At 63.2% G+C, this 24,008-nt stretch carries 21 protein-coding genes; 8 read left to right on the forward strand and 13 right to left on the reverse strand.

Translation table 11 applies throughout. The features are described 5' to 3' along the window. Positions 1 to 77: 77 nt before the first annotated feature. The 6 genes from lptF (at position 78) to rsmA (ending at position 7,562) form a co-directional block, all read left to right on the forward strand. Positions 78 to 1,211, forward strand: coding sequence for an LPS export ABC transporter permease LptF (lptF, locus tag LCF59_RS06165; RefSeq protein ID WP_292286572.1), 1,134 nt, complete (start codon positions 78 to 80; stop codon positions 1,209 to 1,211). After that, positions 1,208 to 2,302 (forward strand): LPS export ABC transporter permease LptG, encoded by a 1,095-nt coding sequence (gene lptG, locus LCF59_RS06170; RefSeq protein WP_292286573.1) that lies wholly within the window; start codon positions 1,208 to 1,210, stop codon positions 2,300 to 2,302. The genes lptF and lptG overlap by 4 nt, the downstream gene beginning before the upstream one ends. Continuing rightward, the gene (locus LCF59_RS06175) at positions 2,302 to 4,455 is read left to right on the forward strand and encodes an LPS assembly protein LptD (protein ID WP_292286574.1); all 2,154 of its coding nucleotides are present in this window, start codon (positions 2,302 to 2,304) and stop codon (positions 4,453 to 4,455) included. The genes lptG and LCF59_RS06175 overlap by 1 nt, the downstream gene beginning before the upstream one ends. After that, entirely contained in the window at positions 4,443 to 5,672 is a 1,230-nt protein-coding gene (locus LCF59_RS06180; protein WP_292286575.1) for a peptidylprolyl isomerase, read from the forward strand. The genes LCF59_RS06175 and LCF59_RS06180 overlap by 13 nt, the downstream gene beginning before the upstream one ends. Then, positions 5,669 to 6,637, forward strand: a complete 969-nt coding sequence (gene pdxA, locus LCF59_RS06185) for a 4-hydroxythreonine-4-phosphate dehydrogenase PdxA (RefSeq protein WP_292286576.1) — start codon at positions 5,669 to 5,671, stop codon at positions 6,635 to 6,637. Before LCF59_RS06180 ends, pdxA begins: the two co-directional genes overlap by 4 nt. A gap of 82 nt (positions 6,638 to 6,719) precedes the next feature. Beyond that, the gene (gene rsmA / locus LCF59_RS06190) at positions 6,720 to 7,562 is read left to right on the forward strand and encodes a 16S rRNA (adenine(1518)-N(6)/adenine(1519)-N(6))-dimethyltransferase RsmA (protein WP_292286577.1); all 843 of its coding nucleotides are present in this window, start codon (positions 6,720 to 6,722) and stop codon (positions 7,560 to 7,562) included. A 9-nt stretch (positions 7,563 to 7,571) separates the two neighbouring features. On the opposite strand, the gene LCF59_RS06195 is transcribed toward rsmA, so the two are convergent. The 6 genes from LCF59_RS06195 to LCF59_RS06220 all read right to left on the reverse strand — a co-directional run bounded on the left by LCF59_RS06195 (position 7,572) and on the right by LCF59_RS06220 (position 12,899). Beyond that, entirely contained in the window at positions 7,572 to 8,159 is a 588-nt protein-coding gene (locus LCF59_RS06195; RefSeq protein ID WP_292286578.1) for a DUF4167 domain-containing protein, read from the reverse strand. Positions 8,160 to 8,364: 205 nt separating this feature from the next. Continuing rightward, positions 8,365 to 9,195 (reverse strand): peptide chain release factor N(5)-glutamine methyltransferase, encoded by an 831-nt coding sequence (gene prmC, locus LCF59_RS06200; protein WP_292286579.1) that lies wholly within the window; start codon positions 9,193 to 9,195, stop codon positions 8,365 to 8,367. Further along, positions 9,192 to 10,238 (reverse strand): peptide chain release factor 1, encoded by a 1,047-nt coding sequence (prfA, locus tag LCF59_RS06205; protein ID WP_292286580.1) that lies wholly within the window; start codon positions 10,236 to 10,238, stop codon positions 9,192 to 9,194. Before prfA ends, prmC begins: the two co-directional genes overlap by 4 nt. Before the next feature lie 68 nt (positions 10,239 to 10,306). Then, on the reverse strand, positions 10,307 to 10,720 hold the full coding sequence (locus LCF59_RS06210; RefSeq protein WP_292286581.1) for a DUF1499 domain-containing protein: 414 nt from the start codon (positions 10,718 to 10,720) through the stop codon (positions 10,307 to 10,309). Between the two features lie 52 nt (positions 10,721 to 10,772). Next, positions 10,773 to 11,735, reverse strand: a complete 963-nt coding sequence (gene speB / locus LCF59_RS06215; RefSeq protein ID WP_292286582.1) for an agmatinase — start codon at positions 11,733 to 11,735, stop codon at positions 10,773 to 10,775. A 3-nt stretch (positions 11,736 to 11,738) separates the two neighbouring features. Further along, positions 11,739 to 12,899 carry a M20 aminoacylase family protein gene (locus LCF59_RS06220; RefSeq protein WP_292286583.1) on the reverse strand — a complete coding sequence of 387 codons (1,161 nt, stop codon included), beginning with the start codon at positions 12,897 to 12,899 and terminating at the stop codon, positions 11,739 to 11,741. A 63-nt stretch (positions 12,900 to 12,962) separates the two neighbouring features. On the opposite strand from LCF59_RS06220, the gene mazG reads away from it, so the two are divergent. Then, positions 12,963 to 13,769: a nucleoside triphosphate pyrophosphohydrolase gene (gene mazG, locus LCF59_RS06225; RefSeq protein ID WP_292286584.1), complete on the forward strand. Its 807-nt coding sequence runs from the start codon at positions 12,963 to 12,965 to the stop codon at positions 13,767 to 13,769. Between the two features lie 202 nt (positions 13,770 to 13,971). Here the strand turns inward: mazG and LCF59_RS06230 are convergent, their stop codons facing one another. The 3 genes from LCF59_RS06230 to fabD form a co-directional block, all read right to left on the reverse strand. Then, positions 13,972 to 14,205 (reverse strand): acyl carrier protein, encoded by a 234-nt coding sequence (locus LCF59_RS06230; protein WP_292286585.1) that lies wholly within the window; start codon positions 14,203 to 14,205, stop codon positions 13,972 to 13,974. A gap of 266 nt (positions 14,206 to 14,471) precedes the next feature. After that, a complete protein-coding gene (gene fabG, locus LCF59_RS06235) occupies positions 14,472 to 15,209 on the reverse strand; it encodes a 3-oxoacyl-[acyl-carrier-protein] reductase (protein ID WP_292286586.1) in 738 nt (245 codons plus the stop codon). Positions 15,210 to 15,284: 75 nt separating this feature from the next. Continuing rightward, positions 15,285 to 16,220: an ACP S-malonyltransferase gene (gene fabD / locus LCF59_RS06240; RefSeq protein WP_292286587.1), complete on the reverse strand. Its 936-nt coding sequence runs from the start codon at positions 16,218 to 16,220 to the stop codon at positions 15,285 to 15,287. A gap of 151 nt (positions 16,221 to 16,371) precedes the next feature. Between fabD and LCF59_RS06245 the strand changes: the two genes are divergently transcribed. After that, complete coding sequence (locus LCF59_RS06245) at positions 16,372 to 17,580, forward strand: cytochrome b/b6 domain-containing protein (protein ID WP_292286588.1); 1,209 nt, start codon at positions 16,372 to 16,374, stop codon at positions 17,578 to 17,580. Positions 17,581 to 17,710: 130 nt separating this feature from the next. On the opposite strand, the gene LCF59_RS06250 is transcribed toward LCF59_RS06245, so the two are convergent. The 4 genes from LCF59_RS06250 to LCF59_RS06265 form a co-directional block, all read right to left on the reverse strand. Continuing rightward, positions 17,711 to 18,874 carry a M20 aminoacylase family protein gene (locus tag LCF59_RS06250; RefSeq protein ID WP_292286589.1) on the reverse strand — a complete coding sequence of 388 codons (1,164 nt, stop codon included), beginning with the start codon at positions 18,872 to 18,874 and terminating at the stop codon, positions 17,711 to 17,713. Between the two features lie 85 nt (positions 18,875 to 18,959). Next, on the reverse strand, positions 18,960 to 20,306 hold the full coding sequence (locus tag LCF59_RS06255) for an FAD-binding oxidoreductase (RefSeq protein WP_292286658.1): 1,347 nt from the start codon (positions 20,304 to 20,306) through the stop codon (positions 18,960 to 18,962). Continuing rightward, positions 20,306 to 21,472 carry an acetylornithine deacetylase gene (gene argE / locus LCF59_RS06260; protein WP_292286590.1) on the reverse strand — a complete coding sequence of 389 codons (1,167 nt, stop codon included), beginning with the start codon at positions 21,470 to 21,472 and terminating at the stop codon, positions 20,306 to 20,308. The genes LCF59_RS06255 and argE overlap by 1 nt, the downstream gene beginning before the upstream one ends. 457 nt (positions 21,473 to 21,929) lie before the next feature. Then, complete coding sequence (locus LCF59_RS06265) at positions 21,930 to 23,750, reverse strand: ABC transporter ATP-binding protein (protein ID WP_292286591.1); 1,821 nt, start codon at positions 23,748 to 23,750, stop codon at positions 21,930 to 21,932. Between the last annotated feature and the right edge of the window lie 258 nt (positions 23,751 to 24,008).

Raw genomic sequence — 24,008 nt, forward strand, 5'->3', positions numbered from 1 at the left:
ACCAGAGCCCGGTTTTCCCGCAAACCCTTGGGACGGGGGCAATGCGCCCCACTCTGTGTCGTGTGAGGGGGGCGGACGTGCCAAGATTCGACAGATATATGCTGTCGCAACTCATGGTCCTGTTTGGATTCTTCTCGCTTGTTCTGGTCGCAGTCTACTGGGTGAACCGGGCCGTGATCCTGTTCGACCGGCTGATCGCCGATGGTCACTCGGCCGGCGTTTTTCTTGAATTCACGGCCCTCAGCCTGCCCAGCGTCATCGCGCTGGTGCTGCCGATGGCGTCTTTCGCCGCCGCGGTTTACGTGACCAACCGGCTGATGGGCGATTCCGAGCTGACGGTGGTTCAGGCCACCGGCTACAGCCCATGGCGACTGGCGCGTCCGGTGTTATGGTTCGGTGTGATCGTCGCGCTGATGATGTCGGCGCTGACACATGTCCTGGTCCCTGCCTCGGTGGCACAGTTGAAAGAGCGCGAGGTCGAGATTTCGGGCTCGGTCAGCGCGCGCCTGCTGCGCGAGGGCGCGTTCCTGCACCCCGGCCCCGGCGTGACCTTTTTCATCAGCGACATCACCCCCGAGGGGGAATTGCGCGACGTCTTCCTGTCGGACCGGCGTCAGGACGACCGCGAGGTGACCTATACCGCCGAAAGCGCCTATGTCGTCCAGGGCGAGACAGGTCCGCGTCTGGTCATGGTCAGCGGTCTGGCGCAGACGCTGCGGCAGGACACGCGAACGATGTCCACCACGGTGTTTCAGGATTTCACTCATGATATCAGCACATTGATCGTGCAAAACCCAGGCGGAACCCTGCGTCCCCGGCACCTGTCCACGCTGGACATGCTGACCCGGCCCGAGGAGATGGCAAAAGAGGTCGGGGCCTCCGTTTCGCGCATCCTCGAAGAAGTGCACGGCCGCTTTCAGCAGGCGCTCCTGGGCATGGTGGCGGCGCTGATCGGGTTTGCCACATTGCTGACCGGCAGTTTCAGCCGCTTCGGGGTCGGCAAGCAGATCGTGGTGGCGATTTTCCTGCTGGTGGTGATCAAGCTGGTGGAAAGCGCGGTCACGGATCCGGCGCGCAACAACGCCGCCTTGTGGCCGCTGGTCTACCTGCCCTCGGTGGTTGGACTCGCCATTGCGGGCGCTGTCTTGCATCTTGCGGCGCGGCCGTTTCGACCATCGCGGCGCAGACGGGCGGAGGGGATGCCGGCATGACGCTTCATTTTTACTTCGCGCGCCGTTTCCTTTGGACGTTTCTGGGCATTTTCGGTGTCTTCTTCCTGTTCCAGGTGCTGTTGGACCTTGTTGAACAGATCCGCCGATTTGATAGTTCGGTCAGCTTTGGCGAGGTGATGCGGCTGACTTTGCTGAACACCCCTGACGGCATGTATCAGATCCTGCCACTGGTGATGATCCTCTCGTCCATCGCGTTGTTCGTGTCGCTTGCCCGGTCATCGGAGCTGGTCGTGACCCGTGCAGCCGGGCGATCCGGGCTGACCGCGCTTGTCGGGCCGCTGGTGGTCGCAGCAATCATCGGCACGCTGGCCGTTGCCATGGGCAACCCGATCGTGGCCGCAACCTCCAAGGCATATTCCGACTTGCGCGAAACCTACCGCAGTGGCGGAACATCGGCGCTGTCGATCGGGGCCGAGGGGCTTTGGTTGCGCCAATCCGATCCACGCGGGCAGACGGTGATCCGTGCAGCGCGGGCCAATCCCAACGGAACGGTGCTGTATGACGTGATGTTCGTCGCCTATGCCGAAGGGGGCGGTCCGGTGCGCCGGATCGAAGCCGAACAAGCCATGCTGGACAGCGGCGAATGGCGGCTGCGCGACGCCAAGGTCTGGCCGTTGATCGCGGGGGTGAATCCCGAGACCAATTCGGAACGGCATCCGACACTGACCGTGCCATCAACCCTGACCGAGGACAGCATCAAGGACCGGTTCGGACAGCCTTCGGCGATTTCGGTCTGGGAATTGCGCGGCTTCATCACCGATCTGGAGAATGCGGGCTTTTCCGCGCGCCGCCACGCGGTCTGGCTCCAGATGGAAATGGCGCGGCCTGTTTTCCTGGTGGCGATGGTGCTGATCGGCGCGGCCTTCACCATGCGACACAGCCGCATGGGCGGTACCGGGATCGCGGTTCTGTCGGCAGTTCTTCTCGGCTTTTCATTGTATTATGTCCGAAACTTCGCTCAGATACTCGGAGAGAACGGGCAGTTGAATGTGCAGGCGGCGGCCTGGGTTCCGCCGCTTGCGTCGATCCTTCTTGCGCTGGGTCTGATCCTGCACCGGGAGGACGGCTGATGCTGCGCGCAGCCATTGCCGGTGTGTCTTTGGCGCTGATGGTCAGCACCGCGACGGCGCGGGCGCAGACCGACGATGCCGTTCTGCTGGCGGATCAGGTTCTGGTGCAACAGGGCGGCGACACCCTGATCGCCACCGGCAATGTCGAGGCGCTGTATGACGGCACGCGCATGACAGCCGGCACCCTGGTCTATGATCGCACAAACGACACTCTCGAAATTCAGGGCCCTATCCGTATCACCCAGCCCAATGGCGATGTCCTGACCGCCACGCAGGCCGAACTGGACGAGGGCTTTCGCAATGGTCTGCTGGAAAGCGCGCGCTTCGTGCTGGACGACCAATTGCAGATCGCTTCGGCCCGAGCGGCAAGGGTCGATGGACGATATACCGCCATGAGCCAGATCGCCGCCACGTCCTGTCAGGTCTGCTCTGGCAAGGACCCTCTCTGGGCGATCCGGGCCAGCCGCGTCGTGCATGATGCCAAGGAACGGCAACTCTATTTCGACGACGCGCAATTGCGCGTGCTGGGGGTGCCGGTGTTCTACATCCCCCGGATGCGCCTGCCGGATCCGACGCTGGATCGTGCGCGCGGTTTCCTGATACCGGAATTGAAAACCTCGACGCTGCTGGGCTTCGGGATCAAGCTGCCATACTTCATTCCCATCGGCGATCACGCCGACCTGACGTTGACGCCCTACCTTTCGCCGATCACCCGCACGCTCGAGATGCGCTACAGGCAGGCATTCCGCCGGGGCGACATCACGGTCAACGGTGCGGTCAGCCGCGACAACCTTGATCGCGAGAAATTGCGCGGACATCTGTTTGCCGAGGGCGCGTTTCGCCTTCCCCGGGATTACCGGCTGACCTTCGACATCGAAGCGGTGAGCGACGATGCCTACCTCAACGACTACAGCAGCGATTTCAAGAAGGACCGGCTGGACAGCGCCCTGACCCTGACACGCACAAGGCGGGACCGGTTCTTTTCATTGGGCCTGATCCATTACGAAAGCCTGACGGATGGTGAGAACAACGCGACCCAGCCAACGATCATTGGCGATTTGCGCTACAACCGGCGCTATTTCCCATCGCGAATTGGCGGTGAAGTGCGGCTTGGCGTCCAGGTGCACGGGCATTACCGCTATTCCGACACCGATATCGACGGACCCGATGCCGATACCGTCGTCGATGGCCGCGACGTGGCGCGCGCCAACCTGGATCTGAGCTGGCGCAATCGCTGGACCTTGCCCGGCGGGGTCCGCGCCGGCGCGCTGGCGCAGCTTTGGCTGGACCATTTCGAGGTTGATCAGGACGTGAGTGCCGAAGGCAGCTATACGCAGGCCACCCCCGGCGCATCGGTGGAATTGCGCTGGCCGCTCGTCAGGCAGACGCAGAGCGGCGGCCGCGCCCTGCTTGAGCCTGTCGCCCAGATCGGCTGGGTCGGCGGCGACCGGCTGGCCCTGCCCAACGACGAAAGCACCCGCGTCGAATTCGACGAGGGCAACCTGCTGTCGCTGTCGCGCTTTCCCGCGCCCGACCGTCGCGAACGCGGCCTTGCCGGCGCGGCCGGTCTGCGCTGGATGCAGCAGGACCCGGACGGTTGGCGCGCGGCGTTGACCCTCGGCCGTGTCTGGCGCGACGAGACCGACAGCGCCTTTTCCCGCTCTTCTGGGCAGGACAGCACGGCGTCGGATTGGCTGGTCGCGGGACAATTCGCCCATCGCAACGGGTTGAACCTCCTGGCGCGCGGGTTGTACGACACGGGCGAGACCCGCTTTTCCAAGGCGGAAATGCGCGGCAATATCACTCGGGACGATTATTCACTGAATGCGTCCTACATCCTGCTGACCACCGACGCCAAGGAAGACCGCAAGGATGCGCAATCGCAATGGGTTCTGAATGGCCGCTATGACATCGACCGGCACTGGACCGCGACCGGCAACACCCGCTACGATATCGCCGAGGAACAGTTCCTCAAAGCGGGGCTGGGCGCGGAATATCGCAACGAATGCGTCGTGGTGGACTTTTCGGTCTCGCGGAACTTTGCCTCTTCCACTAACCTTGAACCATCTACCGATTTCGGCCTGACCGTCGCGCTGACAGGGTTCAGCACCGGCGGCAGCGGCAAGGAGTACCGCCGTTCATGCAGCTATTGAGCCCTTCCCTCCGCAAACTTGGCGCGCTGGCGCTTGGCGTGGCACTGGCCTTTGCGCCCGCCACCGTGTCGGCGCAAAACCTGTTCGAGCCCGTGCTGCGCGTCAATGACAGCGTGATCACGTTCTACGAACTGCAACAGCGTGAACGGATGCTGTCGGTGCTGAACGCGCCGGGCAATCCGGCGGAACTGGCGCGGGAACAGTTGATCGACGACCGGTTGCGCCTTCAGGCGGCCCGTTCCGCGGGGATCGTGCCGTCTTCGGAAGAAGTCCTCGACGGGATGAGCGAATTCGCCGGCCGCGCCAATCTGAGCCGCGAGGAATTCATCGCTTCGCTCGACAGCAGCGGTGTCGCCACCGAGACCTTCCGCGACTTTGTCCGCGCGGGTCTGAGCTGGCGGTTGCTGGTACAGGCGCGCTTTGCCGGACGCGTCAACGTGTCCGAGGACGAGATCGACCGGGCGCTTGGCGCGTCAGGCGGATCGAGCGTGCGGGTCCTGCTGTCCGAACTCATCATGCCCGCCCCGCCGCAGGAGGCCGAGGCGGTGCGCGACCGTGCCGAACGAATCAGCCAGACAACATCCGAGGCCGAGTTCTCCGCACAGGCACGGCGCTACTCCGCGACCGCAAGCCGCGACGCCGGGGGGCGTTTGCCTTGGCAGAACCTTGAGGATTTGCCGCCGGTCCTGCGTCCACTCGTGCTGGCGCTGGCACCGGGAGAGGTGACTGATCCGATCCCGATTTCCAACGCGGTGGCGCTGTTCCAGCTGCGTGGCCTCGAAGAGACCGGCTATACCCCGCCGACCTATGCCGCGATAGAATACGCCGCCTATTACCTGCCCGGAGGTCGAAGCCAGGAGACACTGGCGCAGGCCCGCGTTCTGGAAAGCCGGGTCGATCGCTGCGATGATCTTTATGGCGTGGCAAAGGGACAGCCCGAAGACGTACTGGAACGGAACGCCATGCCACCTTCCGAAATTCCCACAGATGTCGCCTTCGAGTTGTCCAAGCTCGACCCCGGCGAAGTGTCCACCGCGCTCACGCGCTCGAATGGGCAGACGCTCATGTTCCTGATGCTCTGCGGGCGCACGGCCGAGATGAACGAGGACGTCGATCGCGAACAGTTCGCGATGGGGCTGCGCAACCAGCGGCTCGATTCGCTGTCCCAAAGCTACCTGTCCCAATTGCGCGCCGACGCCCGCATCATCGCGCCATGACACCTGCTCCCATTGCCCTGACCATAGGCGAGCCCGCCGGGATCGGACCCGAACTTGCCGTGGCGGCCTGGGACGCGATCGGCGGTGAGGTGCCGTTTTTCCTGATCGGGGATCCGGCGCATCTGCCGGACGGCACGAGATGGACCGAGATTGTCGCTCCGGACGAGGTTGCAACCTGCGGCGCGGCCCTGCCGGTTCTGCCGCAGTCCTTCGATGGCCCGCGCAGCCCCGGCCAAGCACAGCCTGCACATGCCAAGGGTGTGATTGCGGCGATCGAGCGCGCGGTCGCACTTGCCGCCTGTGGCACTGCGGGTGGTGTGTGCACCCTGCCAATTCACAAACAGGCGCTGCAGGAGGGGGCCGGGTTCGGGTTTCCCGGCCATACCGAATTTCTGGCCCATCTGTGCGACAGCTCCGACGTGGTGATGATGCTGGCCGGTCCCGACCTGCGGGTGGTTCCCGTCACCATCCATATTCCACTGGATGAGGTAAAGCAGGCGCTGACGGCCGATCTGCTGGACGCGCGCATCCGCACCACCCACAGGGCCTTGAAAACGCAATTCGGACTCGCGGCACCGCGGCTCGCCGTGGCCGGTTTGAACCCCCATGCCGGCGAAGGCGGGCGCATGGGGCGCGAAGAGATCGACATCATCGCGCCGGTGCTGGACCGGTTGCGCGCCGAAGGCATGACGATTGCAGGTCCTTTGTCGGCGGACACAATGTTCCACGCAGCGGCACGAGACGGGTATGACGCGGCGATCTGCATGTATCACGATCAGGCGCTCATCCCGATCAAGACGCTGGATTTCGACCGGGGCGTCAACATAACGCTGGGACTGCCAATTGTGCGCACCTCGCCCGATCACGGCACCGCCTTCGACATCGCGGGCACCGGTCGGGCCAACCCGTCATCGACCATCGAGGCGCTCCGCATGGCCTGGCGGTTGGCGGGCACGGCGTCCTGACCACGGCACGACTGGAGAGGACAGTTCTTGCATATTTGGAAAGTGAAGACGCAGGCGATCTGCCCGTTGCACCGAGAGCGCCATGCCCACGATTGATTCCCTCCCGCCGCTGCGCGACGTGATCACGACACACGGGCTGAGCGCCAAAAAAGCGTTGGGTCAGAACTTCTTGCTGGATCTGAACCTGACGGCCAAGATCGCGCGGCAAGCCGGCGATCTGAGCGGGATGGATGTGCTCGAAATCGGGCCGGGACCGGGTGGTTTGACCCGAGGGCTGCTGGCAGAGGGCGCGCGCCGGGTGCTTGCGGTGGAAAAGGATGCCCGCTGCCTGCCCGCGTTGGCTGAAATAGCGGCCGTCTATCCGGGCCGGCTCGAGGTGGTACAGGGGGACGCGCTCGCGCTCAACCCGCTGGAGCAACTGACACCGCCAATCGCGATCTGCGCCAACCTGCCTTATAACGTCGGTACGGAATTGCTTGTGCGCTGGCTCACGCCGTCCGCGTGGCCGCCGGTCTGGGACCGGTTGACGTTGATGTTCCAGAAAGAGGTGGCGGAGCGGATCGTCGCAAAGCCGGGGTCCAAGGCCTATGGGCGGCTGGCCGTGTTGGCGCAGTGGCGCTGCGATGTCCGGATCGCCATGCACCTGCCGCCCGAGGCGTTCACACCGCCGCCAAAGGTAAGCTCGGCCGTGGTGCAACTTCGCGCCTTGCCCGCGCCCCGGTTCGAGGCGGATCCGAAGGTTCTGGAACGTGTGGTCGCGGCCGGGTTCAATCAGCGCCGCAAAATGTTGCGGGCCTCGCTCAAGGGGCTGTCACCCGCGATCGAGGATCATCTGACCGCCGTGGGCATTCCGCCCACAGAGCGGGCGGAACAAATCTCTGTTGAAGGGTTTTGCGCGCTGGCACGACAGCTGGCCATCCCCTGAAACCGACGTCTATTCGGCGGCGTCGGCGGGGTTCTGATCCGGGGTCTCATCGGATTTTGCCTCGGGCTTCTTGCGCGGTTTGCGTGGCGCGCGCGGGCGTTTCGGCTTTTCCGCCGCTTTTGCCTCGGGCGTTTCGACAAGACCGCTGTCGCTGCTGCTATCGCTTGCAGTGTCGACCACATCGGGCTGCGGGCTGGCTGACGGATCGTCAGGCTGCTGTGGCACAGGGTCCGGCTGCTGCTGATTTTGCGGCGTGTCCTGATCGGACCGGGCTGCACGATCCTGGTCGCGCTGCTGCTGGCGTTCGCGGTTTTCCCGCTCCTGCTGTTCGCGGCGGGCGTCCTGTTCGCGCTGTGCCTCGCTCAGCATGCGCATGTAATGTTCCGCGTGCTGCTGAAAATTCTCGGCATTCACGCGGTCATTTCCCAGCTGCGCATCGCGCGCCAGTTGGTTGTACTTGTCAATGATCTGCTGCGGCGTACCGCGCACCTTGCCCTCTGGGCCGGAGCTGTCGAACACACGGTTGACGACATTTCCGACAGAGTTGGAGCGGCTGCGGTTGTTCTTGTTCCGCGAACGTTTGTTTGAAGAACGCATTTGTTACTTTCCAGCCTTCTTTCAGCTGTTTTTGCGATTGCTGTGTGCGCTGTTAGCGCGGGTCCTATGCAATTGCATCCATGTGTGGCTTACGACCGCGCGAGAGGGGTATAACCCGGCCTCGACCGCAACGACACGTCTGCATAATCATGTCAGGGGCCTGCTTACAAGCATAAACTGTGCAAAATGTGATCGGTCTTGCGGATCATACGTCGGTTTGTGGCAGAAACGCGCCGGAAATCACACGGTCCCGGCCATCAAGGTCGGGATGCGTAGTGACATTTTCAAGTCCCGCGGCGTGGAAGAACGCGGTCACATCCCTGGCTTGGGTCGGTCCGATTTCGACCATCAAGCGTCCATTGGGAGCCAGGAAACGCGGCGCGCTTGCCGTGATTTCGCGGTAGGCAGACAGGCCATCCCCCTCATCCGTCAGGGCACCGCGCGGTTCGTAGGCAAGTTCCGGGGCGAGGTCCGGCATCTCGGATTCAGCGATATAGGGCGGGTTCGACACGATCAGGTCGAAAGTGCCCGTGACATCGCTGAACCAGTCGGAGACCCGCCAGTCGGCGCGATTCGACACCCCGACCGTCGCCGCGTTGCGGCGCGCCACAGCGAGCGCCGCGTCTGACACATCTGTCCCGAGCCCGCACGCACCGGGGCGTTCGTGCAGCAGCGACAGCAGGATGCAGCCCGATCCAGTGCCAAGATCAAGCACCGTGTCAAAGGCATGCGTCAATGCGGTTTCGACCAGCGTTTCGGTGTCCGGGCGCGGGTCGAGCACGTCTCCCGTCACCTGGAAATCATGCATCCAGAAGGCGCGCTTGCCGGTGATATGGCTGATCGGTTCGCGCCGCGCGCGCCGATCGACCAACCGTTGCAGATGGGCCATCTGGTCGTCGGTCAGCGGCGTCCAGGACGGCGCCCCCCGCTGCACCAGATCGACCAATGCGCTGGCATCGCGGGCCGGGCTGGGTGAACCGGCGATGTCCAGCCGGCGCCGGGCATCCTGCAAGGCGTCCTTTGGATCGTGGGTCACGTCATCTCGGCCAGCAGCCTGGCCTGCGCATCGGCGGTCAACGCGTCAATGATGTCATCCAGATCGCCCGCCATCACCGCATCGAGCTTGTAGAGCGTGAGGCCGATACGGTGATCGGTCAGGCGGCCTTGCGGGAAATTGTAGGTGCGAATGCGTTCCGAGCGGTCCCCCGAGCCAACCTGGCTCTTGCGGTCGGCAGAGCGTTCGTCCTCGGCCTTTTGCCGCTCCTGGTCGAAAAGCCGTGTGCGCAGCACCTGCATCGCGATCTCGCGGTTGCGATGTTGGGATTTTTCTGAACTGGTGACGACGATCCCGCTGGGAACATGGGTGATCCGCACCGCTGAATCGGTGGTGTTGACGTGCTGGCCTCCCGCGCCGGAACTGCGCATGGTGTCGATGCGCAGATCGTTGGGGTTGATCTCGATATCCACGTCCTCGGCCTCTGGCAGGACGGCGACCGTGGCTGCCGAGGTGTGGATGCGGCCGCCGCTTTCGGTTTCGGGCACGCGTTGGACGCGATGCACGCCGGATTCGTATTTCAACCGCGCGAACACGCTGTCGCCGCTGATCCGGGCCACGACGTCCTTGATGCCGCCGATCTCGGTTTCCTGGTGCTCGATAATCTCGACCCGCCAGCCACGCGCCTCGGCATAGCGTTGGTACATGCGCAACAGATCACCTGCGAAGAGCGCAGCCTCTTCCCCGCCGGTGCCGGGTCGTATCTCGAGCATGGCGGGGCGCGCATCGGCCTTGTCTTTCGGCAGAAGCGCCAGTTGCAGCGCGTGTTCCACCTCGGGCAGACGCATCCTGAGCGTGGAAAGCTCTTCCTGCGCCAGGTCGCGCATTTCCGGATCGTCCAGCATCGCCTCGGCCTCGGCAATGTCGGCGCGGACCTGTTTCCAGTCGGCGATCTGTTCGACCACCGGGCGCAGATCGGCATATTCCTTGCCGAGGGCGGCGATATCGCCGGACCCTTCGGCCATCTGGGCCTCAAGGTATTCGAATCGCGATGTGATCTGGTGCAGGCGGTCTTCGGGGATCATGGCAGGGATGTGATCGACCGGGGGCAGCGGGTCAAGTGGTCATCTCGTTCAGCGGCGCAAGCCCCGGGCTAGTCGCGTTGCGCCTCCAGCCGGTCCAGCCAGCTTTCGACGCGGGCCTTGTTGACACCCATGTCGGACTGGCCAAAGCGCGAGCGGGCGAAAAGCTCCAGGACGTCGTCGTTTTTCATCACCGTGGTATAATCCGGAAATCCCATCCATTGCGAGCGCGTGACATAAGTTACCATGCCGTCCTCGACACTGCCGGCCAGCACTTCGGTGCGGGGCGTGGCCAGGATGATGCGGTCCAGTTCGGCAAATGTCCCGTCATCAGCCGGGATGCGGCGTCGGACGCCTCCGGCAAGGTCCTGATCCGCCGTCACCTTGGGGTCGACATGCCACACCGCCGGGTCCGACGGGGCAAACCTGATCCATGCCAGCCCGCCCAGAATAATGACGATGATCGCCCAGAAAAACACTTTCACGATGCCTGCCTTGTCCCAATGGGCACTCTGCCCCTTTATACGGGTAACCCTGTCAGGCGCGGCGGGTCCAGCCCCAGAGCGACAGGATCTCTGTCACCACATGCGCCCCCGCAATCGCCGTCACCCCTGATGTATCGAACGACGGGCTGACTTCAACCAGATCGCCGCCCATCAGCTCGATCCCGGCGATATTTCGCAGGATGACCGCCATGTCCGCGCTTGATGGTCCGCCCCAGACAGGTGTGCCGGTGCCGGGGGCAAAGGCGGGATCAAGACAGTCGATGTCGAAGCTGAGGTATGTCGGGTAATCCTTTAGGATTTCGCGGATTTTCTCAGCCACGGCCTCGGGTCCGATCCGGTGCATCTCGCGGGCGTCGATGATGTTGAAACCAAGAGTGTCGGGGTTGTCGGTGCGAATGCCCACCTGGACCGAGCGGCCCGGATCAACCAGACCCAGCTTGACGGCCTTGTAAAGAAACGTGCCATGGTCGATGCGATCCATGTCATCGTCGGCCCATGTGTCGGTATGCGCATCGAACTGAAGCAGCGACAGAGGTCCGTATTTCTCGGCATAGGCTTCGAGGATCGGCAGGGTGATGGAATGATCACCGCCCAGCGTGACCGTTGCGGTGTCCTGCGCGAGGATGCCCGCGATATGGGTTTTCAGCGTTTCGGGAAAGTCCGATATCTTGGCATAGTCGAAGGCCAGATCGCCGTAATCGGCAATCGCGAAGTCGTCTAGCACGTTGAAATCCCAGCCATAAGGTTTGTCGTAGGGCTGCAGGCTCGATGCCTCGCGGACCGCGCGCGGGCCAAACCGGGTGCCGGCGCGGTGGGTCACGGCCTGATCGAAGGGCACACCGGTGATGGCAATGTCCACATTGGTCAGATCCTTGGTGTAGCGCCGCCGCAGGAAGGAGGTGGCGCCGGCAAAGGCGTTTTCGAAACTCGCCCCCTTCAGGTCATCGCGGGTGAACGCGTGGTCGATCTGGGTTTTCGCGTCTTCAAGCGCCATGGATCACACTCCGTGACGGGTCTCGATCAGGCGCGCGAAAAAGGACGCGCCGATGGGAGCCACATCATCGTTGAAGTCGAACGCCGGGTGGTGGCAGGACGGCCCGATCCCCTGCCCCAGGAACAGGAACGCGCCGGGGCGGGCATTGAGCATGTAGGAAAAATCCTCTGCCCCCATTTCGGGTGTGCGGTCGGCGATGACACCCGATGCCCCGGCCACGTTCTTGGCGACCGTGACCGCGAAATCGGTCTCTGTTTCGTGATTGTTCGTGGCGGGGTAATTGCGGTTGTACGCAAGATGCGCCTTCACACCATAGCTCGCCGCCTGCCCGGCAACGATCTCGTGGAAGCGGCGTTCGATCATGTCGCGCAGATCGGGATCAAAGCTGCGCACCGTGCCCGCAAGGCGCATGGTTTCGGGAATGACATTCGTGGCGGAGCCGGTTTCGATGATCGTCAGCGACACGACCAATGGCGACGCCGGATCAGCATTGCGCGACGGGATCGTCTGAAGCGCCTGCCCGATGGCCAGACCGCAAGGGACCGGGTCCAGAGTCGTATGTGGAAAGGCCCCGTGCCCGCCCTTGCCGGTGATCGTGATCTCGAAATCATCCACCGCGGCCATGATCGGTCCGGGACACGTGCTGAACACCCCCGCGTCAACGAACGGATCGGTATGCAGCGCGTACACCTCCTGGATACCGAATCGATCCATGATGCCTTCTTCGACCATGATGCGCCCACCGCCGATGGTTTCCTCGGCCGGTTGAAAAATCAGCGCGGCCGTGCCTTTGAAATTCCGGGTCTCGGCGAGGTAGCGTGCGGCCCCCAGCAGCATCGCGGTGTGCCCGTCATGTCCGCAGGCATGCATCATACCCGGAACGGTCGAGGCCCAGTCGGCCCCGGTGATTTCTGCCATCGGCAACGCATCCATGTCGGCGCGCAGGCCCGTCACAGGGCCGTCACCCTGCCCGTGGATCAGCGCCACGACACCGGATTCGGCAATGCCTTCGTGAATTTCATCCACGCCGAAGTCGCGCAGCCGTTCGACCACGAAAGCCGCCGTTTCATGGCAATCGAGGCTGAGTTCGGGGTGCATGTGCAGGTGCCGCCGCCATGTCTTGAGGTCTTCGGCATAATCGCCGATCCGGTTGATGATCGCCATGTCTGGACTCCCTTATCGCGATGCCGCATCCCTGTTTCTAATGCCGAAGCACGGAGGCCTGCAATGACCGATGACCTGATCCATGACCCCAAGGGCGGGCTGCCCCGGCTCCTGGAAATCATGCGCCGGTTGCGCGACCCGGACACCGGGTGTCCGTGGGACATCGAACAGGATTTTGCGTCCATCGCACCCTACACGATAGAGGAAGCCTACGAGGTGGCGGATGCCATAGAGCGCGAAGCCTGGGGCGAGCTGAAGGGCGAATTGGGCGACCTGCTCCTGCAGTCGGTCTACCACACCCAGATGGCTGAAGAGGCCGGGATGTTCAGTTTCGATAACGTGGCAAATGCGATCTCCGACAAGATGGTGGCCCGACATCCGCATGTGTTCGGCGACGAGAGCCGCGAGAAATCCGCCGAACAACAGGTGCAGGACTGGGAACGGATCAAGGCGGCGGAACGCGCAGACAAGGCGCAGCGCGGCGTGCTGGACGGGGTCGCCAGGGGTCTGCCCGCGCTGACCCGTGCGATCAAGTTGCAGAACCGCGCGGCGCGGGTCGGGTTCGACTGGCCCACGACGGACGAAGTGCTGGACAAGATCGTCGAGGAAGCACAGGAACTGCGCGAGGTGCGCGACGAGGCCGAGCGGTTCGAGGAATTCGGCGATCTGCTGTTCGTCATGGTCAATCTGGGGCGCCACATGGGCCTCGACCCCGAGGCGGCTCTGCGCGCGGCCAATGCCAAGTTCACCCGCCGTTTCGAAAGCATCGAGGCGGCACTGGCCGAACAGGGCAAATCACCTGCCCAAAGCGATCTTGCCGAGATGGACGCGCTTTGGGATGCGGCGAAGCTGCAGGAAAAGACAGGGTAACCGGCCCCACAACCCGCCTGCCGGCGCGACGCGGCCGGTCTTGTCGGTACAGCGAACACCAGGCACCTGCGCCGACCGGGCCGTTGCCATCGGGGATGGCATTCAAAGCGCGCAATCGGGGCGCACAATCGGGACAGCCGCGCAAAACAAAAGCGCGCCCTTGAAAAGACCGCGCTTTTGAAAAGCTCGATGAGTGCGGCGCTTACTGCGCGTCTTTGATGAACTTCACGGCATCGCCGAACGTCTGAATGGTCTCGGCCGCGTCATCCGGAATCTCGATCCCGAACTCTTCTTCGAACGCCATGACCAGTTCGACTGTGTCAAGGCTGTCTGCGCCAAGATCATCGATAAAAGAGGCGTTTTCCACGACTTTATCCTCTTCGACACCTAGGTGCTCGACGACAATCTTCTTAACGCGATCTGCGATGTCGCTCATGTTATCTTCCTCACAGTTTCGTCGGCGCGAAGGCCGGGTTAGCCCTCGCCCGGGCGGAATTTGTAATGCCCTGACGGGCGGCGGTTTACGTCCCGCTTGAGGCGCGAAAGACCGAAGCTGCCCGGTGAAAGGGCTGGTCCGAAACCTGCGCCGCTATAGCACATGGGATCGGGATGGCAAACGCTTTCGCCACAAAGAATCGGCGTCGGCAAAGCCTGCACCAAGCGGTGCAAGAGCGCCCATAGCGCGCGCCGCGGGCACGGCGTCTAGAGCATTGCCATGCCGCCGTTCACGTGCAGCGTGGTTCCGGTGACAAAGCCCGCCTCGGCGCTGGACAGATAGAGCACAGCCGCTGCAATTTCTTGCGGCGTGCCCATGCGGCCCGAAGGAATCTGCGTCAGGATCGCGGATTTCTGGTCGTCGGTCAGCTTGTCTGTCATTGCCGTTTCGATGAACCCCGGTGCGACCGCGTTCACCGTCACACCGCGGCTTGCCACTTCATGGGCCAGCGATTTCGACATGCCGACCATGCCGGCCTTGGCGGCGGCGTAATTGCCCTGACCGGGATTGCCGGTGGATCCGACGACAGACGAGATATTCACGATGCGCCCCCAGCGCGCCTTCATCATGCCGCGCAGCACACCTTTGCAAAGCTTGAACGTCGCGGTGAGGTTCACATCGAGCACCGACTGCCATTCGTCATCCGACATGCGCATGAACAGGTTATCCCGCGTGATCCCGGCGTTGTTGACCAGGATATCGACACTGCCCATCGCCTCGGCCGCCTGCTTCGGCAGCGCCGCAACCGCCTCTGGATCGCTCAGGTTGCAGGGCAGGACATGGGCGCGGTCGCCCAGCGCGGCGGCAAGTGTTTCCAATGGTTCGGTACGGGTGCCGGACAGGCCGACCGTCGCCCCCGCGCCGTGCAAGGCGCGGGCGATTTCACCGCCGATGCCCCCCGAAGCGCCAGTGATCAGCGCGGTTTTGCCTGTCAGATCGAACATGTCGAGGTCCTTTTCATCATTTTCCACCCATATGCGCAAAGCGTCTACGCGCGGAGTATCAATTCGCGAAGCCGGTCAGCCGTTCTCTGACGCCGCCTTTACATCGGTGGCGGTGCCCACTGCCCGCGTCGCGACGCTGCGGTCGATCCGGCGGACCATCCCGATCAGCGCCTTGCCCGCACCGATTTCCCAGAAATCGTCAACACCTTGTTCCACCATCCAGGCCACCGACTCGCGCCAGCGGACGGCGCCGGTGATCTGATCGGCCAGAAGGCTGCGGATGCGGTCGGGTTCGCTCACGGCTTCGGCCAAAACATTGGCGACAACGGGAACCGACGGCGCGCGGATGTCCACATCCGCCAAGGCGTTTTCCATCGCCTTGGCGGCCGGGGCCATCAACGCGCAATGGAACGGCGCGCTGACCGGCAGCAGCATCGCACGCTTGGCGCCTGCCTCTCTCGCGAGATCGACCGCGCGCTCCACGGCTGCCTTGTGGCCGGACACCACGACCTGCGCCGGATCATTGTCATTGGCCGCAGCGCAAACCTCGCCCTGGCTGGCGGCCTCGGCAACCTTGCGCACCTCTTCCAGGCCCAGTCCAAGTATCGCTGCCATCGCCCCTTGGCCAACCGGCACCGCGTCCTGCATTGCCGCGCCCCGGGCGCGCAGCAAGCGCGCGGCATCGGTCACCGACAACGCGCCCGCCGCGGTCAGGGCCGAGTATTCGCCCAGCGAATGCCCCGCGACATAGGACGCCTGCATCACTGTAATGCCTTCTGCCTCAAGGGCACGGATCGCGGCGATCGATGTGGCCATCAACGCCGGTTGCGCGTTTGCCGTCAGGGTCAATGTCTCGATATCGCCGTCCCAGATCACCGCGCTCAGCTTTTCTCCCAGCGCCTCGTCAACCTCTTCGAAGACAATGCGCGCAGCGGGATAGGCCTCGGCCAGGTCGCGCCCCATCCCGATGGTCTGGGCCCCTTGCCCGGGAAAAAGAAATGCTCGGCTCATGACAGTCTCCAGCTTTTGTCGGCCCAAGCCATTACAGCCCGTGGTCACGCGACGCAACGCTGCCGCACGATTTCTGTGCGCTGGCGAAGATTGAACCACGCGAGCCACGCGGTAGGTGTGCCGTACCGCGACATGACACCGGAGTCGATCCATGCACGCCACCAACACACGGTCCAGCTACGGCGCGGTCACCAAGACGTTTCACTGGCTGACCGCGCTGGGCATATTCATCGTGATCCCGCTGGGCATCATCGCAAACCGCCTGCCTTATGACACCGCAGAACAACTGGCCGACAAGGCATGGCTGTTCTCCTTGCACAAAACGGTGGGCGTGACGCTGTTTTTCGTGGCATTGGCACGGATCCTCTGGGCGTTGAGCCAGCCGAAACCAGTACCGGTGCATCCCGATCGCACCACAGAAACCCTGTTGGCCGAGATCGTGCATTGGTTGCTCTATGGCTCTCTGGTGCTTGTGCCGCTGTCAGGGTGGATCCATCACGCCGCGACCGAGGGTTTCGCGCCGATCTGGTGGCCGTTCGGTCAGAATCTTCCTCTCGTTCCGGAAAACCAGCAGGTGTCGGGGATCGCGGCAGGGCTGCATATCATTTTCGAACGGGTGCTGATCGGGTCGCTTCTGCTGCACATCGCCGGCGCCGTGAAGCACGCGGTGGTCGACAAGGATCACACGCTGGCGCGGATGTTGCCGGGACGATCGGTGCCGGACAGTGCCGAAAGCGCGCCTCGCAGGAAAGTCCTGGCACCGGTTTTCGCAGTGGTCATCTGGGCGGCTGCGATTGGACTTGGCAGCGCGCTTGGCCTGTACCAAGACCATGGTGCAATCGCCGCCGAAGCCCCCGCACTGCAACAGGTGGACAGCGAATGGGTGGTCGAGAGCGGCACACTCGGCATCACGGTGCAGCAAATGGGATCAGCCGTGTCCGGGTCGTTTGCTGACTGGACAGCCGATATCGGTTTCAACGAGAGCATCGACAGCGGCAAGGCGGGGACGGTGACCGTGGAAATCGCTATTCCGTCCCTGACGCTTGGATCGGTCACGCAGCAGGCTTTGGGCCCGGATTATTTTGCCAGCGCGCAATACCCCACGGCACGGTTCAGCGCGGACATCCTGAACACCGACGAGGGGTATGTTGCCGACGGCACCTTGACGCTACGCGGCGTGGAACAGGCGGTGTCGCTGCCCTTTGACCTGTCGCTGAACGACAATGTGGCGACGATGGAGGGGAGCACTGTTCTCGACCGGAGGCCTTTCGGGATCGGAGAGAACATGACCGATGAAAGCCAACTGGCCTTCGAGGTGACTGTGGATGTCGCCCTGACAGCGGAACGGGGTGCAGAGTAGCCTTTGACCAATGGTCATGTGTCGACCGGCAATTGCAAGGTGGCATGATCGGCGTGACCATTGAACGACCCCCGACAGAGGGCCGTTCAGTGGTCGGGTCGCGCGACATTGCGCGACGCCTATCCGGTCATCACGCTGCCGGCATCCGTTGTTCCACGATTTCGGCCCACCACGAGCAGCCCGCCGGGATCGCCTCATCGTTGAAGTTGTATTCCGGATGGTGCACCGATGCGCCGTCTCCGTTGCCGACAAGGATATAGGCCCCGGGACGCTCTTCGAGCATGAACGCGAAATCTTCGCCTCCCATCACGAGATCCGCATCGTCGCAGGCTCCGGCGATCGACGTGGCAACGCTGGCCGCGAATTCGGTCTGTTCGTCGTGATTGACCATGACCGGGTAGCCTCTGTGATAGGTCACATCGACCGTGCCGCCGAACGTGTCGGCAATCCCTGCACAGACGCTCTTGATCCGTCTTTCCGCAAGGTCACGCATCTCGGTCGACATGGTGCGCACGGTCCCCTTGAGCTGTACGCGCTGCGGGATCACGTTGAATGCCTTGCTTGATGTCTCGAAGGAGGTGACGGACACCACCACCTGGTCGGTCGGATCGGCATTGCGGCTGGCGATGGTCTGCAACGCCAGCACCGCTTGCGATGCCATAACGGTGGTATCGATGGTCTCATGCGGCTTGGCCGCGTGACCGCCCTTGCCCTCGAAGGTGATGTCGAACTGGTCGGTTGCGGCAAAAAATGCGCCGGGCCGGATCGCAAAGCTGCCCACCGGTTTGCCCGGCCAGTTGTGCATGCCATAGACCTCCTGGATGCCCCAGCGATCCATCATGCCATCGTCGCACATTTCCTTGCCGCCGCCGCCGCCTTCTTCGGCGGGCTGGAAGATCACGACAACCGTGCCATCGAAATTGCGCGTCTCGCTCAGGTACTTGGCCGCGCCCAACAACATCGCCGTGTGGCCGTCATGGCCGCAGGCATGCATCGCGCCATCGGTCTTGGACTTGTAGTCCAGCCCGGTCTGTTCGTGAATCGGCAGCGCGTCCATATCGGCGCGCAAGCCGATCACCTTGCCGGATGCATTGCTCTTGCCCTTGATCACACCGACAACACCCGTGCGCCCGATCCCGGTGACGATCTCGTCGCAGCCGAATTCCTTGAGACGGTCCGCCACCAAAGCGCTGGTGCGGTGCGTTTCGAACAGGATCTCGGGGTTTTCGTGCAGATCGCGTCGCCACGCGGTGATCTCGTCGTGCAGTTCGGCAAATCGGTTCTTGACCGGCATGTTGGTCATCCTTGTGTTGAGTGGAACGGAGTCTCAGCCCCGGAACGTGACCCAGACCGCTCCGGGCTTCAAGTGGATCCGACGCCTAGAGTGCCGGACCCAGATCCATTCGGCTCCCGTCGCTGAACCGCGACAGGCGGAACCGGCCAAGATCGTGGCCCGGTGCCGCGCCGCAGACCAGATCGGCCAGCACGCGGCCCATTCCCGGACCGATGCCAAACCCGTGCCCGCTCATTCCCGTGCCGATGGTCAGGCCGGGGATCGCATCGACACGGTCCACGACCGGCACCACGTCCGGAAGTGTGTCGATCATCCCGGCCCACATCGCGCGGTAGCGGATCGGCCCGACCTGCGGGAACAGTCGTTCGACGGAAGCCGCCACTTTGCGCAGTTTGGCGCTGTTGGGCTTCGGGTTCAGAACGCGCATCCTTTCGAAGGGGCTGACCTCGTCCGCCTGCCACTGGCGCCTGGTTGTCCAGGCATCCGGATATCCGCCGGGAGCCGCGGGATAAAAGCGCGTTCCGAACGGATCGGCCCGGAGCTGTGCGGCGTATTTCGGCAGCGCCCGGACAGCGTCCGGTCCGATGAACAGCTCGTGAAAGCCGCCCGCCGCCAATGACGCACCGCCATCGGCGCGCATGCGAAAGGCGAAATCTGCCGCCGCCGCGGCGCCCTGATGCGGCAAGGCCACCGGCTCCGTCGCCCCGGCGCTTGCACGAACGGATAATTGCGGGATTGCCACCCCGTGCGCCCGCAGGAACAAGGACGACCAGGCACCTCCGGCAACCACGACATCGCAACAGGCAATGCGCCCGGCCTCGGAATGGACACCGGTGACCCGTCCGCCTTCGAGATCGAGCTTGCGGGCCGCGCAACCCTCGACGATCACCGCGCCTTCGCGCACGGCGATACCCGCCAGCGCCGGCACCGTGACCCAAGGCTCGGCCCGCATGTCGGAAGGCGTGGTCAGCGCCCCGTGGATGCCTGATTTCGCCAGGTCCGGAAAACGCGCCTTCAGCGCCGAACGGTCCAGAAGTTCGGTATCCACCCCCTGCGCTGTCGCATGCGGCAGCCAGTTGGCAAAGCTCTGAAGCTCGGTCTCGCTCTCGGCGAGATAGGTCACACCCGACCGCACCAGCCCGATATCGACATTGGTCTGCGCCGCCAGCTCGGTCCAGAGATGGTTTGCCTCGACCATGATCGGCAGTTCCTGCGGATCGCGTCCCTGCTGGCGGATCCAGCCCCAGTTGCGCGAGGATTGCTCTGCCGCAATGCGCCCTTTTTCCAAAAGCACAACGCGGCGCCCCTTGCGCGCCAGGAACAGCGCCGTGCACACCCCGATAACCCCGCCACCGATCACCACAACGTCGGTTTCGCGCGGCGGCGGTCCGGGAAACGCGATGGGCGTGGCGTCCGAGATCGGAAATGGCATCATGCGGACAGATGCTCCAGCAGTCGCTCCATGAACGCCTGCCCTTGCTTGAACTGGGCCAGCGTAATGTATTCATCTGGCTGATGCGCCACGGCGATATCACCGGGCCCACAGACCACAACAGAATATCCGGCGGCCTGGAAATGGCTCGCCTCGGTCCCGTAAGAGACATGCTTCGTGCCGTTATCTCCCGTGAGTTGGCGCACCAGCGTTTCCGCTTTGCTGCCATCCTTGGGCTTGAAGGGCGGCAGGGAAAAGGCGGGGGTGATCTCGATCCAGGCCTCGGGGCGCACGGCTTTCATTTCGGCCTCGACCTCTGCGGCGGCGGCGCGCAGCTTGCCTTCCCAATGCTCCAGGGTTTCTCCCGGCACGACCCGAAAACCAAGACCGAATTCGCAATCCTTGGCGGTGATGTTATGGGCTGTGCCACCCGAGATCTGGCCGACATGCACATTCGTGTAAGGCGGATCGAACTGCGCCGCGACGGGTCCCGGCGTGGCAGCGGCGCTTTCGGCGTTCATCCGGTTCGCCCATTCGATCAGCTTGGCCCCGTACATGATCGCGCTGACGCCCGTATGCATGATCGATGAATGCACTTCGAATCCGTGGACATGCACCCAGAACGTCGTGCCCCCCTTGTGCCCCGTCACCGCCTTGAGCATCGTCGGTTCGCCGACAATCACCGTGTCGGCGCGCGGCACCCTGCCCTGCATCGCCTCGATCAATGGCGGCGCGCCGGCGCATCCCACTTCTTCGTCATAGCTCAGGGCGATCTGCACGGGCCGCAAGACGCCGCGCGCCTGCGCCTCGACCAGTGCCCAGATCGCCAGCGCGTCAAACCCTTTCATGTCGGTGGTTCCGCGCCCGTACAGCTTGCCGTCCCTTTCGGTCACTGTGAACGGATCGGTGGTCCATGGCTGGCCATCAACCGGGACAACATCGGTATGGCCTGACAGGATCACGCCGCCCGGCAGTTCGGGTCCGACATGGGCAAAAAGCGCCGCCTTGCCCGGGTCGTCAGCTTTGACATGCCGGTGGCAGGTGATTCCGTGATCTGCAAGATAACCCTCGACCCAATCGATGAGCGGCAAGTTCGTGTCGCGGCTGACCGTTGGGAATTTCACCAGATGGTCAAGAATCTCGCGGGGGGACAATCGTGTCTGCATGTGTTCACTCTGCGTCGGATGACATAAGGTAGTCCGCGTAGACCGTGTGATGATCCGATGGCCGGACATCATCGAATTTGCGTTGCAGCGCAACCGGCCCCGCCGTGCGGGCAACATCACGTGTCCGAGACAGATGGTCAATGGCTCCGAACAGGTGCAGCCCGCGGTTCAGGTGACAGGTGGCGCCCGGCGTCCGGTCGAAGATCGCGCGCCCGGGTCCTCCAGAATGTCCACCCTGCGGGAACCGTGCAGCGTATCCAGGTCGCCAACCATAAAGACGGTCTTTCCGGCGTCGATCCACGGGCGCATGCGAGCCCGGACCGGCGCAGGCGATTTCAGGCGGTTGGACCGGCCGGACTATTCGCAATGCATGTTCACGACGCGGACCCGCACGGTGCTGCCCCGATCTTGGACCCGTACCATGCGGCGCGCGCCCCCGGGATGCGGCCCGGTACGATCAATACCCGCTGTCTGTCACCAGCACCTTGTGACCGGGTTCCACCTCGCGGTAGACCGATGGTTCGGGTTGGTAATCGAGCCCATGAATGGGCGACGGGATCGGTTTGAAGTTCAGGTCCTTCTCCGACTTGCGCCTTTGTGGATCGGCAATCGGCACCGCTTTCATCAAGGCTTGGGTATAGGGGTGCTGCGGGTTTTCGAACACCGCGCGGCGGGGGCCGATCTCTACAATACGGCCCAGGTACATAACGCCGACATGATGGCTGACCCGCTCGACCACCGCCATGTCATGGCTGATGAAGAGATAGGAAATGCCCAGCTCTGCCTGCAATTCCATCATCAGGTTCAACACCTGTGCCTGCACCGACACATCGAGCGCCGACACCGCCTCATCCGACACGATCAGCTTGGGGTTCAGCGCCAGCGCGCGCGCAATGGCGATGCGTTGCCGTTGCCCGCCCGACAATTCATGCGGGTAGCGCTGCATGAAGCTGCGCGGCAGTTCCACGCGGTCGAACAGCATTTCGACCCGTTCGCGCATTTCCTTGGAGGTTCCCATGCCATAATTGCGCATCGGCTCGGACACCTGGTCGGCCAATTGCATCTGCGGATTCAGCGATGCGAAGGGATCCTGGAACACCATCTGCATGTCGCTGCGCGCCTGGCGCAGGCCGGTCTGGCCCAGTGCCATGATATCCTTGCCCTCAAGAAAGATGCTGCCCTCCAGCGGTTCCACCAGTCGAAGGATCGATCGTCCGGCCGTGGATTTTCCGCATCCCGATTCCCCGACAAGGCTCAGAGTCTGTCCCTTGTTCACCGAAAACGACAGGTCCTCGACGGCATGGACATTGGCGACCGTGCGCCGGAAGAACCCGCCTTTCACCGGAAACCGCGTCGTCAGGTTCTTGACGTCGAGAAGCACCTCTTCGGACCCGGTGATCGGCGGCACATCGGACCCGTCCCGGCCTAACAGGCGCATCGGACGCGGCAAGTCGGTGCCTGCCATCTCTCCGAGCTTGGGCACTGCGGCCAACAATGACTGGGTGTAGGGGTGTTGCGGGTTTTCGAAGATCTCCTGGACCGTGCCTTCTTCGACCTTGTTGCCCCGGAACATGACAACAACGCGGTCGGCCATCTGCGCCACCACGGCCATGTCATGCGTGATGAATATCACCGCCGTGCCGGTTTCCCGCTTGAGACGGTCCATCAGGGCCAGGATTTCCGCCTGGATGGTCACGTCGAGTGCCGTGGTCGGCTCGTCCGCGATGAGAAGGCGCGGCTCGCACGCCAAGGCCATCGCGATCACCACGCGCTGCCGCATCCCGCCCGACAGCTCGTGCGGGAACTGTTTCAGACGACGCTCGGGTTCGGGGATTCGCACCTGCCGCATCAGGTCCAGAGCGCGCGCCTCGGCCTGGGCCCGGCTCATGCCCTTGTGCAGGCGCAGGCCTTCGGTCAATTGCTTGCCAACGGTAAAGACCGGATTGAGTGCGGTCATCGGCTCCTGGAAGATCATCCCGATCTCGTTGCCGCGGATCGTGCGCATCAGGTCCTGATCCGTATCGGAAAGATCGACGGTTCCCTTTTCCTTGCGATCGAACAGCATGTGGCCGCCCGTAACCTCGCCACCGCCGTATTGAACAAGGCGCATCAAGGCGAGGGACGACACCGATTTGCCGGATCCCGATTCCCCAACCACACAGACGGTTTCGCCCGGGTTGATCTCGAACGAGACATCCTCGACACCGACAACCGTCCCCGATTTGGTCTGGAATTCAACCCGAAGATTATCAATCTTGGCGATGCTGCCATCCGGCATGAGCGCGATCCTTTTGCAGAAGTTGCACAATTGCTAAACGACGCTCGGGCAAAGTCAAACGCTCTGTAAGCGGACGCGACGCAAACCGACCTCGGGGCTTGCATTTCGGAATAAAAAATTGTTTCGATGTGCCCCTAGTGGATGTGGAGCGCGTGGTCAGCGGTGGGTCTTGGTGATCTTGAACAGCAGGAGCCGCCGCGCTTCGGCGCTTTTCCCGGCAACAAGAACGACACGGGAAAACTGTGTCCAACAAGGAGA

Origin of the sequence: Marivita sp. (genome assembly GCF_020055675.1) — a bacterium.
Classification (GTDB): Bacteria; Pseudomonadota; Alphaproteobacteria; order Rhodobacterales; family Rhodobacteraceae; genus Marivita.

Excerpts from the sequence above, each read along its gene's own strand:
- lptG (WP_292286573.1), top strand. The coding sequence starts at position 1,208 with ATGACGCTTCATTTTTACTTCGCGCGCCGTTTCCTTTGGACGTTTCTG.
- LCF59_RS06175 (WP_292286574.1), top strand. The coding sequence starts at position 2,302 with ATGCTGCGCGCAGCCATTGCCGGTGTGTCTTTGGCGCTGATGGTCAGC.
- LCF59_RS06180 (WP_292286575.1), top strand. The coding sequence starts at position 4,443 with ATGCAGCTATTGAGCCCTTCCCTCCGCAAACTTGGCGCGCTGGCGCTT.
- pdxA (WP_292286576.1), top strand. The coding sequence starts at position 5,669 with ATGACACCTGCTCCCATTGCCCTGACCATAGGCGAGCCCGCCGGGATC.
- rsmA (WP_292286577.1), top strand. The coding sequence starts at position 6,720 with ATGCCCACGATTGATTCCCTCCCGCCGCTGCGCGACGTGATCACGACA.
- LCF59_RS06195 (WP_292286578.1), bottom strand. The coding sequence starts at position 8,159 with ATGCGTTCTTCAAACAAACGTTCGCGGAACAAGAACAACCGCAGCCGC.
- prfA (WP_292286580.1), bottom strand. The coding sequence starts at position 10,238 with ATGATCCCCGAAGACCGCCTGCACCAGATCACATCGCGATTCGAATAC.
- speB (WP_292286582.1), bottom strand. The coding sequence starts at position 11,735 with ATGGCGCTTGAAGACGCGAAAACCCAGATCGACCACGCGTTCACCCGC.
- LCF59_RS06220 (WP_292286583.1), bottom strand. The coding sequence starts at position 12,899 with ATGGCGATCATCAACCGGATCGGCGATTATGCCGAAGACCTCAAGACA.
- mazG (WP_292286584.1), top strand. The coding sequence starts at position 12,963 with ATGACCGATGACCTGATCCATGACCCCAAGGGCGGGCTGCCCCGGCTC.
- LCF59_RS06230 (WP_292286585.1), bottom strand. The coding sequence starts at position 14,205 with ATGAGCGACATCGCAGATCGCGTTAAGAAGATTGTCGTCGAGCACCTA.
- fabG (WP_292286586.1), bottom strand. The coding sequence starts at position 15,209 with ATGTTCGATCTGACAGGCAAAACCGCGCTGATCACTGGCGCTTCGGGG.
- fabD (WP_292286587.1), bottom strand. The coding sequence starts at position 16,220 with ATGAGCCGAGCATTTCTTTTTCCCGGGCAAGGGGCCCAGACCATCGGG.
- LCF59_RS06245 (WP_292286588.1), top strand. The coding sequence starts at position 16,372 with ATGCACGCCACCAACACACGGTCCAGCTACGGCGCGGTCACCAAGACG.
- LCF59_RS06250 (WP_292286589.1), bottom strand. The coding sequence starts at position 18,874 with ATGCCGGTCAAGAACCGATTTGCCGAACTGCACGACGAGATCACCGCG.
- LCF59_RS06255 (WP_292286658.1), bottom strand. The coding sequence starts at position 20,306 with ATGCCATTTCCGATCTCGGACGCCACGCCCATCGCGTTTCCCGGACCG.
- argE (WP_292286590.1), bottom strand. The coding sequence starts at position 21,472 with ATGCAGACACGATTGTCCCCCCGCGAGATTCTTGACCATCTGGTGAAA.
- LCF59_RS06265 (WP_292286591.1), bottom strand. The coding sequence starts at position 23,750 with ATGCCGGATGGCAGCATCGCCAAGATTGATAATCTTCGGGTTGAATTC.